Source organism: Dyella sp. (genome assembly GCF_036384435.1).
Taxonomy (GTDB): Bacteria; Pseudomonadota; Gammaproteobacteria; order Xanthomonadales; family Rhodanobacteraceae; genus GSA-30.
This window is the reverse complement of sequence record NZ_DASVMI010000133.1, coordinates 1-12,134: the sequence shown is the minus strand read 5'-3', so window position 1 is coordinate 12,134 and position 12,134 is coordinate 1. Positions and strand designations below refer to the sequence as shown.

12 protein-coding genes are annotated in these 12,134 nt (G+C 62.7%); 4 read left to right on the top strand and 8 right to left on the bottom strand.

Annotated elements, in window-relative coordinates; all coding sequences use genetic code 11:
* A partial coding sequence (locus VF436_RS12950) for an ATP-dependent helicase C-terminal domain-containing protein (protein WP_330904441.1) occupies positions 1-333 on the top strand: 333 nt, incomplete at its 5' end.
* A gap of 40 nt (positions 334-373) precedes the next feature.
* The gene (locus tag VF436_RS12945) at positions 374-994 is read left to right on the top strand and encodes an HAD family hydrolase (RefSeq protein WP_330904440.1); all 621 of its coding nucleotides are present in this window, start codon (positions 374-376) and stop codon (positions 992-994) included.
* Between the two features lie 161 nt (positions 995-1,155).
* On the opposite strand, the gene VF436_RS12940 is transcribed toward VF436_RS12945, so the two are convergent.
* From VF436_RS12940 to ompR, 4 genes are all read right to left on the bottom strand, one after another.
* Positions 1,156-1,986 (bottom strand): sterol desaturase family protein, encoded by an 831-nt coding sequence (locus tag VF436_RS12940; protein WP_330904439.1) that lies wholly within the window; start codon positions 1,984-1,986, stop codon positions 1,156-1,158.
* A gap of 10 nt (positions 1,987-1,996) precedes the next feature.
* Positions 1,997-2,272 carry a hypothetical protein gene (locus VF436_RS12935; RefSeq protein WP_330904438.1) on the bottom strand — a complete coding sequence of 92 codons (276 nt, stop codon included), beginning with the start codon at positions 2,270-2,272 and terminating at the stop codon, positions 1,997-1,999.
* A 300-nt stretch (positions 2,273-2,572) separates the two neighbouring features.
* On the bottom strand, positions 2,573-3,847 hold the full coding sequence (locus VF436_RS12930; RefSeq protein WP_330904437.1) for an ATP-binding protein: 1,275 nt from the start codon (positions 3,845-3,847) through the stop codon (positions 2,573-2,575).
* The gene (ompR, locus tag VF436_RS12925) at positions 3,844-4,566 is read right to left on the bottom strand and encodes a two-component system response regulator OmpR (protein WP_330904436.1); all 723 of its coding nucleotides are present in this window, start codon (positions 4,564-4,566) and stop codon (positions 3,844-3,846) included. The genes VF436_RS12930 and ompR overlap by 4 nt, the downstream gene beginning before the upstream one ends.
* A 180-nt stretch (positions 4,567-4,746) precedes the next feature.
* Between ompR and VF436_RS12920 the strand changes: the two genes are divergently transcribed.
* Both VF436_RS12920 and VF436_RS12915 read left to right on the top strand, forming a co-directional pair.
* Positions 4,747-5,349, top strand: coding sequence for a hypothetical protein (locus tag VF436_RS12920; RefSeq protein WP_330904435.1), 603 nt, complete (start codon positions 4,747-4,749; stop codon positions 5,347-5,349).
* A 20-nt stretch (positions 5,350-5,369) separates the two neighbouring features.
* Positions 5,370-6,194, top strand: a complete 825-nt coding sequence (locus VF436_RS12915) for an alpha/beta hydrolase (RefSeq protein WP_330904434.1) — start codon at positions 5,370-5,372, stop codon at positions 6,192-6,194.
* 4 nt (positions 6,195-6,198) lie between these two features.
* On the opposite strand, the gene VF436_RS12910 is transcribed toward VF436_RS12915, so the two are convergent.
* From VF436_RS12910 to VF436_RS12895, 4 genes are all read right to left on the bottom strand, one after another.
* Entirely contained in the window at positions 6,199-7,878 is a 1,680-nt protein-coding gene (locus VF436_RS12910; protein ID WP_330904433.1) for a hypothetical protein, read from the bottom strand.
* Positions 7,879-7,943: 65 nt separating this feature from the next.
* Positions 7,944-8,861: a DUF2167 domain-containing protein gene (locus tag VF436_RS12905; RefSeq protein ID WP_330904432.1), complete on the bottom strand. Its 918-nt coding sequence runs from the start codon at positions 8,859-8,861 to the stop codon at positions 7,944-7,946.
* Between the two features lie 96 nt (positions 8,862-8,957).
* Positions 8,958-10,346 (bottom strand): M28 family metallopeptidase, encoded by a 1,389-nt coding sequence (locus VF436_RS12900; protein ID WP_414649850.1) that lies wholly within the window; start codon positions 10,344-10,346, stop codon positions 8,958-8,960.
* Positions 10,347-10,624: 278 nt separating this feature from the next.
* Positions 10,625-11,935, bottom strand: coding sequence for a carbohydrate porin (locus VF436_RS12895; RefSeq protein ID WP_330904431.1), 1,311 nt, complete (start codon positions 11,933-11,935; stop codon positions 10,625-10,627).
* Between the last annotated feature and the right edge of the window lie 199 nt (positions 11,936-12,134).

Below are 12,134 nucleotides of genomic sequence, written 5' to 3'. Positions count from 1 at the left end.
CAGCACGCACCCGATAGCGTGACCGTACCCAGCGGCATGACGCGTCGCCTGGAATATGCGCCTGATGAGCCCCCGGTGCTGGCTGTGAAATTGCAGGAACTATTCGGCCTGGCCGACACGCCGCGTATCGCGGGCGGCCGTGTGCCAGTCACATTGCATCTTTTATCGCCAGCTGGGCGCCCGATCCAGGTCACGCAGGACCTGAAGGGCTTCTGGGAGCGTACCTATCCGGAAGTCAGGAAGGAGCTCAAGGGGCGCTATCCACGCCACCCATGGCCCGATGATCCCTGGACAGCAGTGCCTACGCATCGCGCCAAGCCGCGTGGGACCTGACGCCGGTTAGAATGAGCGCTGTTTTGGCAGGAGTGCGGGCGTGAAGATTCGGGCAGTGTTGTTCGACCTCGATGGCGTATTGGCCGATTATGATCGCGCCGGGCGCATTGCACATATGGCCAAGTCAGCGGGTGTGTCGGCCGAGACCATGCAGTATGCCGTGTACGGCTCGGGCATCGAACTGGCAGCCGATTCGGGTACGGGTTACGACCCGGATACCTATCTTGCGGCGATCAGCCGCCTGGCTGGTGCGCAGGTCACGCGCGAGGCGTGGATCGAAGCCCGTCGTTCGGTGACGTTCCCACGGCCATGGATGCTGGAATGGATCACCGGCTTGGTGGACCAGGGTATCGCCGTAGCCATGCTGACCAACAACACCCTGATGTTCGGCCAATCCGTCACGCAGGTAGCGCCGGCCTTGTTTCCTCTGTTTGAAGGCACGGCCTGGACAAGCGCTCAGTTTGGTACGCGCAAGCCGTTCACCGATGTATACGAGCGTTGCCTGGCGTTCTGGGGGCAGGTGCCGGCATCAACCTTGTTTATCGACGACCTGGAAGAAAACGTGATTGGCGCTGAGCAGGCTGGTCTGATCGCGCATTGGTACCGTGATCGGGCGGGGTTCGGTGCGGCGATGGAGAGCCTGGGCATTCCGTTGACCTGAGCGGATATGTCGGCGCACTGAGTCAACGCTTCGTGCAAGAGCGAATTCATTCGTAAAGCAAGCCGCGACGGCGTCGTGGCTTGGAGCTCCAGAGCCTCAATCTGCAACAACATCGCAAATGGCATCGCGACTGACGTCGTTTCTGCCAGGGCGCGGGCGTGTCAACTCGCGCCCGGCGGTCCAAATACTGCCAGCCAACGGCCTCGCCAACTGGTTGCATGCCTCAACGACTGCCACAAGCCCAGCCATCCATGAAACGCAATCTTAAGCGGGTTGTTGCTGGCGATCGGATGCACCAGGCCGTAGCGACATGGGTCGTCCGCGCGTTCTGCCACGAAGGTACCGAACATGCGATCGAAGATGATCAGGATGCCCCCGTAATTCTTGTCGATGTATGCGGCGTTGCTGGCATGGTGCACGCGATGATGGGCCGGTGTGTTGAAGATCCATTCCAGCGGGCCCAATCGCGGAACCAACTCGGTATGCAGCCAGAACTGGTAGAGCAGATTCAGTGATACCGCTACACCAATCGCCGATACCGGGAAGCCAAGCAGGGCCAGCGGTGTAAAGAACAGGGCGCCGTTACTGATACGCGCTGTCCATCCCAGGCGATAGGCAGAAGACAGATTGAAGCTATTGCTGGAATGATGCACGCAGTGCGTGGCCCAGAACCAATGCACGCGATGATCAGCGCGATGCATCCAGTAATACAGAAAATCCTGCAACAGCAATAGCAACGGCCATGCCCATGCATGGTGCATCGATATATCGGTGATGCGATAGCGATGGGCGATACCCAAAGCCAGGCCCGCGATCCCGATGCCGGGAAGTCGCGTGATCACTGCCCGGCCCATGGCATCGCCCAGGGAAGCGAAGTAGCTACGCCAGTCGTAGCCCTGCGCGTGCTTGCGTTGGAGGTACCAGCCTTCGAGTGCGGCCAGCATCACGAAAACTGGCAATAGGAACATGAACGGGCGAATCAGGGCTGCCATGACGATTCGCTCATTTATTGCCGCGCATGGCGGCGAGGTAGCGCCCGATTTCCTGCATGCTGACCTTGCCATCGTGATCGGCGTCGATATCGTCGAAGTGCTGGGCGACACGCGGCATGGCCTTGGCCTCGTTGCGATCCAGCGCGCCGTCACCGTTGGTGTCCGCTTTTTCAAAGCGCTGCTTGATCTGGGCAATGGTGATGCTGCCGGTACCTTGCGTGGCTTGCGCATGGGCGGCCAACGGCATGACGGCGAGCAACGCGGTCAGGAACAATGAGTAACGCATCGGTTCTCTCCTCGATTTGGGTGAGCAAACGATACGGCGTGGCGTCGATGAAGGTTTGTCGCGTGTGTGGTGGGTTGTAAGCAAATGTTGCGTTGAGGTGCTGTGCTTTTGAGTGATGAGTTAAGGGGCGAAGAGCTGGGAGTGCGTAGTGAGGAGTAAGGAGTAAGGAGTGAGTCTGGCCGATTGAAGGGGGCCTCTAAAAACCTCTCATCGAAGTTCCTTGAAGTACGCCGCCATGTCGCGAGGCGCGTTCGTGGCCTTGCAGGTTTCGAAAACCCTGCAACACGGCGTACTCACTCCTCACTCCTCATTCCTCACCCTAAGCACCAGCCGCGCCTCAAAACCACCCGCGGGTACATTGCGTACTGTCAACGCGCCGCCATGCTGCAAGGCAATTCGCTTGACGCTTGCCAGCCCAAGGCCACTGCCCATGGCGTCACTGCGAGCGACATTGCCGCGCACGAAGGGCTTGCCCAGTTGATCGATCATCGCTTCGGGGGCGCCGGGGCCACCATCGGCAATGCAGACCTCAAGGTGGTCGGTGCGCTGCACCAGCGATGCGCGAAAGGGCGCGGCGCCATGACCAAGCGCATTGCGGATCAGGTTATCCAGCGCGCGGCGCAGCGCAAGTGGGTGGCCTTGCAGCACGGCGTGCTCGGGGGCATCGATTTCCCAGGGCGGTCCGCCGCTACCGCGATTGAGGGCTAGCAGTTCGCGTAGCGTCGCGGCGAGATCCACAGGGGCGTCTGGCTCGTCGCTGCCATCACGGATGAAGCCGATGAATTGTGCGCTCAGGCCGTCGATGGCTTCGATATCCGCTTCCATGCCTTCGCGCAGTCCCTTGTCGACGCCATCGCCAACCAGTTCCAGCCCCAGGCGCAGGCGTGCCAGGGGTGTGCGCAGGTCATGTGACAATGCGGCCAGCATCACATCGCGCTCGCGTGCGCTGTTGCGCGCATCGTCGGCGGCACGCGACAGTGCGGCGTGCAGTTCCACCAGTTCACGCACCGAATGGATCGGGAGCGGTGACAGCGGTTTGCCGGCTGCCACGTCGGGCGCGGCCAGCGCTAACCGGCGCAACGGGTCGGTGAGGCTGCGTGCATAGGCGCCGGCCATGAGCAGGATGATCAGTGCGGCAAAACCGATCGTTACGGCGGCCGAGCGCACCAGTGGACGGCGCACTCCCAGCAAGGGGATGCCGATCCAGCCGTTGCCAGGAGCCTGCGCCTTGATCCATACGGTTGGCAGCGGCAGGCCGGCGATGAATGGGTCGCGTTGCGGCCAGCGTGCCTGCACATCCTGCAGCAGCGAGCGGACGATGCGCAGTGCCGGCGAGCGAGCTGCCGGCGGCGTGCTGGCACGCTGCACGTTCAAATCGGCCAGTTGTTGCTCCTGTCCCTGTGCGATCAAGACATCGGCGGCCTGGATCTGCAATGCCAGCATGTGCTCGGCGTAATCGTCGCCTATCCGGCTGCTGGCAACGCTCATCGTAATAAGACCGATCAGCGCCACCAGCGCTACCGCGCCGGCCAGTAGCCAGACCAGGCGCGGAAACAAGCCGCTGGAGGTGTTCATGGCGACGAACCTTCGGGGACGAAGACATAGCCATGGCCCCAGACGGTCTGCAACCAGCGCGGCTGCTTGGGGTCATCTTCGATCAGGCGGCGTAACCGACTAAGCATGACGTCCATGCTGCGGTCGAAGGCATCGTGCTCGCGGCCGCGCGCGATGCTCATCAGCTGATCGCGGGTCAAGGGCTGTCCGGGCCGTTGCGCCAGTGCGGCCAGCACGGCGAACTCGCCGGTGGTCAGGCGTTGGGGCTGACCGTCGCGCAGCAGACGGCGGGTGCCAAGTTCCAGCACAAAACGGCCGAAGCGGACATCGCCGCCCTCACGCATCGGACTGCCCGGCGCGGGGCGGCCACGCCGCAGCACCGCATGGATACGTGCCACCAGTTCGCGCGGATTACCCGGCTTGGGCAAGTAATCGTCAGCGCCGATCTCCAGGCCGACGATGCGATCCACCTCGTCGCCGCGCGCGGTAAGCATGATGATGGGTGTGTCCACCCCCTGACCGCGCAAGCGACGGCAGATCGACAGGCCATCCTCACCGGGGAGCATGAGGTCAAGCACGATCAGGTCGATATGGCGCCGGCTCAGCTCACGGTCCAGCTCGCGTGCATCGCCGACACCGCTGACCTGGAAGCCCTGTTGTTCCAGGTAGCGCTGCAATAGTTCGCGCAGGCGGCGATCGTCGTCGACGATGAGGATGTGCAGGGACGGTGCGTCGGTCATGGAGTGATTCTGCCTTGCCCTTCGGGGCGCCGCGAGCCCAGTTGTAATCAGATGTTTCCAGCTTCGGGTTACGCAATATCTGCTTGCATTCGCTTGCGCTCCGGATACGCCTGCTACGCCAGGGCGGTCGCACGATGCCGTCATCGCAGGCTCTTGAGCCCGACACGGGAGGAGATTGTCATGAAGCAGGTTTTTTCGATGGTGCTGGGAGTGGCATTGGCGGTCGGATGTGTGACCCATGCCGATGCGTCCGGGCGGGCGTGGGCGGGCGGTGCCCGGGTGCGGGCCAACGGCGGCGTCGCCGCCGGGCATGCGGCCGGCTTCCGTGGGCCAGACGGCGCCGCAGGTATCCATGGGCGTCGTACGGTAAGCGATGGCCAGGGCAATGTGACCACGGCCAGCGCCGGCGCCTGGCGTGGTGCAGGCGGGGGGTCGGCAACGCGTGCCGGCCAGACCACGCGGCACGCCGATGGCTCGGCCGAGCATCAGTCCGGCTTCAGCGCCAGCGGTCCGAATGGCGGGCAACTGACAAGCCAGGGTTCGGCCAATCGCAACGCCGATGGTAGTGGCCAGTTCACGCGCACAACTCAGGGCAACAGTGCCCAAGGTGGTAGTTACAGTGGCTCGACAACCGGCGCTACCGGGCAGGGCATCACTCATACCGCGCAAGCCACCGGAGCCCAGGGGAATAGTTATGCTGGCCAGACTACCGTCAGCAAGGACGGCATCACGCACACCGGCAGTTGCACCAATGCCGCCGGCCAGACCATCGCCTGCCCTTGAACCCGGGAACGGAGCACTTCATGCACGCCATCAAAGTGATGCTGCTGGCTGGCTTGCTGTTCGCTGCAAGCCTCGCCCATGCCGGTGAACAGACCCAATGGCGCGACCTGGCCTATGGCCAGGCTCCGGCACAACGCCTGGATGTCTATGCGCCATCGGGTGCGCACCATGCGCCGGTCATCGTGATGGTGCACGGTGGCGCCTGGATGATCGGCGACAAGTCCAATCCCGGCGTCACCGGTAGCAAGCTGGCGCACTGGTCCGCTGCCGGGTATGTGTTCGTGTCGGTCGATTACCGCATGCTGCCTGCCGACCCTTTGCAACAAGCCGGCGACATCGCTGCCGCCCTGGCTTATGTGCAGCAACACGCGGTGCAATGGGGTGGCGATGGCCGGCGCGTGGTCTTGATGGGCCATTCGGCCGGAGCGCACCTGGTGGCGCTGCTGGCCGCCGATCCCACGTTGGCACGATCTCAGGGGGCGCATGCTTGGCTGGGCACCGTGGCGCTGGATAGCGCTGCCTACGATATTCCGCGCATCATGCAGGCGCCGCATCCGGCTTTCTACGACCGGGCGTTCGGGGCAGATCCGGCGTTCTGGCGGCAGGTATCCCCCAGGGATCGATTGCGGGCCGGTGGTGCGCCGATGCTGCTGGTGTGCTCGTCACAGCGTCTGATGTCCTGCTCGCAGGCCGATGCCTTTGCTGCCGCGGTGCGAAGCAAAGGCGGTCGCGTGCAGGTGTCGTCGCAGGCATTGAGCCATAAGCAGATCAACGCCGAACTGGGTGAGGATTCGGCGTACACTCGAGCGGTCGATCAATTCCTGCGCTCGCTCGGGCTGCCTTAGTTGATCAATGCTGGAACAGGCTGCGCATTGCCAGGGCCGAACCGGGAGCAGGCGATGCCAGCAGCCGGTTGAGCAGGGTGATGTCCATGGTGCATACCTGCACATAGTGTTGATCGCCGGTGGCGGTCGTGTCGATCGCGATGCTTTTGCGCTCCCTCGCCAGCTGTTCAGCTCCCTTCACGTATTGCTCGGCGGACGGCGGATCTCCCAGCGATCCGGTGAAAAGCTGTGCGTAGCTTTCGCCGATGGCAAGGTTGTAGGCCTTTTGGGTATGAGGCAGGTCTATGCTGATGCCGCTGCCGTATTTGCCGCATGCCACCGCCGATTCGTGATCGCGCAGCATGATAAGGCGATCGCGAAGGGACGCGGTATAGAGGCGCAGGTCGCTGTCGGGCACGCGAGTCCAAGCCACGCGCGCACCGCGGTGCAGTGTGGTCCAGAGATTGGTGTTGTTGGCATTGGCATGCATGGCCTGGGGAAGGCGGGCGATGTCGACGCTATGCGTGGCCCATTCGTCGAAAAGCGCTGGCTGCTGCGTGCGCAATCGCTCCAGCGCCAGCGCGAAGTTGCGCGTGTCGGGCCGTTTGCGGTACAGGTTGAGCATGCGTTCGCCGCGCCATGCCTGTTCGCCGATGATGTGGCCGTCTTCATCGACTCCGGTGATGATGTGGTTGGCGAACAGCGTGTGACTGTCGGGCACCCATACATCATTGCCCTGCCTGGCGAAGGCCTGACTGATGAAGCTCTCGCTTGCGCCCAGTTCGCGCAGCTGTTCCTTGAAATGATCTTGTGTGCCTTGCAAATGCGTGCGCGAGTAATCCGTATCGATCATCGAGCGCATCTGGTGAAAGCCCATCACGGCTTCGGGCGAGATCAGCCGCTCGTGCGCACCGATGAATGCCCACGTGCAAGCACTGGCGCACAGGTGGTTGACCTCGATCGTGATGTCCGGGCGGCTGGCCAGATAGTCGTGCAGTTCCTGGCCATCCTCGACGTCACCGCCGCGGCTATCGATTGTGAGCTTGCGCAGGTTTGGATGGGCCGCGAATGCCGTGCTCACGGCTCGTGCGAAGCCATAGCCCATCGATCCCTTGGCCAGCAGGCTCTTGCCATCCGGTGTCACGCTGACGGTGTAGTCATTCATGCTGCGCTGCTCGGTGGCAGCATCGGCCAGCGCGTTGATGGTGCGAACGGTATTGAGCGTGGTCGATATCCAGCCGAAGAAACTGATCACCATCAGGATATTGACCAGGACGGCCCAGCCGCCCCCTGTCATGAATGCCGAACGTAGCGTTCCGACTATCTGCCAAGCCGCCACGCACAGACGAACTACGGCATACACGATGGAAATCACCAGCATCGTGGTCAGCGAGACGCGCATGGCATGCAGCCCGGCAAGCAGCATCTTTTCGGCGACGATCAGGCCACAGCCCAGGGCGAACACATTGATCCAGTACGCTTTGACCAGTGGCAGCTCACCGCGCCAGTGCGCGAGCAAGTAAGGCAGCTTGGGCGTTGGCGGGGTCGTACGCGGAAGGGATGGCCGTGTGGCGCGTTGGGGCGGGGGGACCGCCACCGGCGCGGCAGGCGGTCGTGCCGATGGCGCCTCGGGCAGGGGCAGGATCTGGCCATAGGCCATCGAGGTGAAATCGATCGCCGGTTCTGCGCAATCTTGCACGTTCATGTCGTATACCTCCCCCAAGGTCCGGCGCCGCGCAAGGCGGCGCCGGGACGACAGCGATGAATCAATCAGTTGGCCTTGTTGCGCTGGAAAATCTTGCGGAACAGGGCGCCGATCGCGGCGATGCCGACGATGATCAGCTTCTTGGCTGCAAGCAATAGCGCTCCAAGCTTGGCGAACAGGCCGGCCTTGGCAGCGATGCCACCGGCGACCAGGGCGCCGATGCCATAGGCGGCAAGCTTGTCGGTACTGGAATTGAAATCGGTGTAGCGATTGCCCTGGTCAAAATCGGCCATGGCGACCACGTCGGGCATGTCTGCCCGCACCTGCGCCAATTGCGAGATCGGCGCCACGGCGTTGAGCGAGAGATAGCCGTGGCGGCCCAACACGCGGATGGCGTAGTTGAGCGTATGGCCTTCGTCCTTGCCGTCGGCACCGGTGAATTTCAGGTCCCGGGCCCAATACAGCTTGTGTGTGGAACTGTCGTAGCGTGGCGGTTCGGCCCAGCCGACCAGCTCAATGGCCGAGTAACCCTGCTTCTGGCGCTCGGGGTTCTCCTCACGGGCAGCGTCCTGCATGTCCTTGAGCATGGAGCCGTAGTCGATCTTGGTGGCATCCTCGTCCGATACGTAACCATCGTCGGAATAGGTCACCACGACGGCCCAGGCCTTGTCGTCGAGCAAGCTCTTGGTGTCCTTGCTGGGCAGGATCATGCCGAGGATGTCCTTGTCCGGCGGGTTATCCCACAGGTCATGGACCACACGCTGGGCGTCGTCGGCTTCGAGATAGCTGTAGTTGGGCCCGAGATTGAGCGTGGCCTGCGCCTGCGGTATGGCGATCGTGCCGGTTTTCGGATGCAGTGTCTTGAGGAAGGCCTCGACCTTGGCGTCGTCGTTGTCGCTGGCGGCGTTGTCGGCGTGGACCATGGGCGAGAAGGCGAACGCGGCCAACAGGCCGAACGTCGCCAGGAAGGACTTGCTTGTCATGAATTTCCCTGAGTGCGTGGACGAGGACCGTTCCCCACGGTACGGCCCCGGGCGCCTTTTTATCAGGCTCGCACCGTCGGCGCCAGATCCGCGCTCTTATCGGGCTGGAACAGACGACTTGGCTGGGATAGCACGCTCGAAGCTGCCAGCATCGCCCGGAAACACGACGGGACTTTCGTAGCCATCGGCGGAAATGGCCGACACACCGAAGAACCAGTCGTCGATCACCACGTCCTTGAGCACCAGCCGGTCGGCGTCGCCGGCCGGCGCGCTGTGTTGCCACTGTGGCGCCGTGGTGTCGCGCCAGTGCACCACGTAGCCGGCGGCGCCTGGCTGTGGTTTCCAGGTGACCGTCGTGTCGGTGGCCAGTGCGCCGTCGATTTTCACGCCTTGGGGCGGAGCCGGCGCCCGTGCAAGCGAAGCCATGGTCAGGGTATTGAGCGCGGTCACCCGCGCCAGGTAGCGAAAATCGATGCCATCGAGGGTGTCGCCATACTGCACGCCGTTTTCGGTGCGCAGGTCCTGGTGCTGGCGGGTGTAATCCTCATGGCCCTCGGTGACGCGCACGGCAGGAAAGCCGGCCTCCAGGAACGGCACCTGGTCGCCGCCGCGACCGAAGCGGTCCGTGCGGTAGACCATCTTCACGCGGAAATCGGGCAGGTACTGGTTGGCCAGTCGCTCCATGTAGCGCGCGAGGTTGCGCGAGGGCGAATCCACTTCGCCACCGTGATAGCGGCGATAGTCGGCTTGGGCCAACGTTTCGGTACTGCGCGTGCCTTCGGAGAACACGCGTACCAGGGTATTGTCGACGGCACCGTTCTGACCACGGCTGTTGCCGACGATGTCATTGTTGAGATCGGCCTCGACCTGCCATCCCTGGGCAACGGCATAGTCGGCAAGTACCTTGCCACCGTACAGGCCTTGTTCCTCGCCCGACAAGGCGGCGAAAACCAGCGTGGCCTGATTGTCTTCCCTGGAGAGCAGCCGGGCTGCCTCGATCAGCGCGGCTACTCCGGACGCATCGTCATTGGCACCGGGTGCGTCACTGGTAGTATTCATGACGTCTGTTACGCGCGAATCGAGATGCCCGGTCATCACGATCACTCGCTTGGGGTCCCCCTTGCCACGCTTGATCGCCACGATATCCATGACTTCGGTGGGCTGTGGCGAGCGCTTGCCGGTAAAACTTTGCGACGGCGTGACGACCTCAATGCAACCACCGCATTCGCGCGAGATCGCCTCGAAGCGTGACTTCACCCAACGGCGCGCCGCGCCGATGCCGCGTGTATCGGATTGGGTGTCGGACAGCGTATGGCGTGTGCCAAAGCCGATCAGCTTCTCAATGGTCGCGTGCAGTTGCGCCTCACTGGGCGCACTGGCCAGCTGGCGCAGTGCGGGTTGGTCGAGAGTAACGACCGGCATATTGCTGGCGGCAAAGGCAGGCAGCATCGCGCAGGCGAACAGCAGTGAAATGGTACGGCGCATGGACATTCCCCATCAATGGACAACCCACCTTACCGGAGTGGATGCCGGTTGTGGATGGGATGGTTCATGGGGCGGGCCCGGGCTGGCGCGAGGGATGAGCGACGAGTAGCTAGGAGCGAGTAACCAGGACGCATGGATGCTCATGATCGCTCAGTCATCCAGGTTACGCGTGTAGGACATGTCTCCGCGCGCGAACGAACGTGCGCCCTCGTTACTCGACCTTCGGGCCCTCGCGCCCTTCAGCGAAGCCGGGATCCACAAGATCCCGGCGGTGCCTTTTAGAACGTAATGCTCGTCTTCAGGCCCAGGATGAAGGCGTTGCGGTTCTGCGTGGTCCCGCCTGGATGCATGATGTATTGCAGGTTCGGGCGCAGGTTGATCGAGGCAATGGGCGACCAGTTGTAGAACAACTCCGAGACGTACTCGTAGCCATCGAGCACCTTCACCGGCGTGGTCGGATTAGCTTCGTTGTATTGGCGCTGGTAGTCGCCCAGGCGGCTATTGGCATGTGTGGCGCCCACGGCGAAACCGACAAAGTCGCGCGGACGATCAAAGATGCCCTTGTACTCCATGCCCATCGCGATCTGGCGATCGGTGGCCGAAGTGTATTTGTCTGCCTGCGAGAAATTGAAGAACACCGTGGTGCCCTTGCCGCCGGCATCGCCGCTGACCTGTTGCATCATTTCCAGGTAGCCGCCATAGCGACCGCTGCGCTGCAATGCGGTACCACCGGCCAGGGCCAGCGGCTGATGCGCGCTGTTGAGCAGGAGATCCTTGCCGCCGGAATTGTTGTACCACCCGCCGATCTTGTAGATGCCCGGCAGTCCGTTGGCGTTGGGGGTCCAGCCGAACTCCAGCGGCATCAGCGCGCCGGTGGTGCCGCCGGGGAAGTTGAGCTTCCAGCCGTTGCGGCGCGCCCACGAGTCGTCGATGTAGTTCGGATTGACCTGATAGGCACCCAGCTTCACGTACGTGGTGGCGGTGGTGTTGAGCTTGAGCCACGTGGCCCATTGGCTCGTCGGCCAGTTCACCCAGTAGTCGCCCACGATATTGCCCGGAGGCGCGCCGCAGAAGGTCAGGTTCTGGAAGTCGCATGTGAAGGTGGCCAGGTCTTCGCCAACCGGCAAGCGACCGATACGCCACTCCAGCTTGCCGTCGAAGAATTTCTGATCGAGGGCAAAGACCGTCAGGTGCCAGGTCTGGCCGCGGCCGTAAACTTCCTGGATCAGCTGGTTGTTGCCGATCTGCGCGTCGGCACCGATATTGCGACCATTGCGGTCGGTGATGTAGATGTCGAACTTGCCGCCGGTCCAACCCCACAGCTTGTCCAGGTCGAGGCTCGCGCCCAGTTTCCATTGGTCGGTGTAGCGGGTGATGTGCTTGGTGCCGCCAGAGAAATTGTGTGCCGCTTCGAAGCCGTAGCCGAAGTCGAACTTGATGCCTTCCTGTTCCAGTCGCGTGCGCGTGCCGTTCCAGTCGCCGAACAGATAGGGACTGTCGTCGGCATGGCTATCGGGCGCTAGGGCGAGTCCCAACAGTGCAAGTACCGTGCTCGCGGCTAGTGGTTTTCTTATCTGTTTGAGATCCATCGCATGGCTCCAGGGGACTTAGGGTTATTGTGTGAGGGGATGACTCAATGCGTGGGCATGGCGAACTCCACGCCACTGCTCATGCTGCCAGACAGCCAGCGTTGAGTGACCGCTTTCTGCCGGGTATAGAAGCGCACCGACTCCGGGCCGTGTGCGTGGTGGTCGCCCATGAGGCTCTTCTTCCAGCCACCAAAACTGT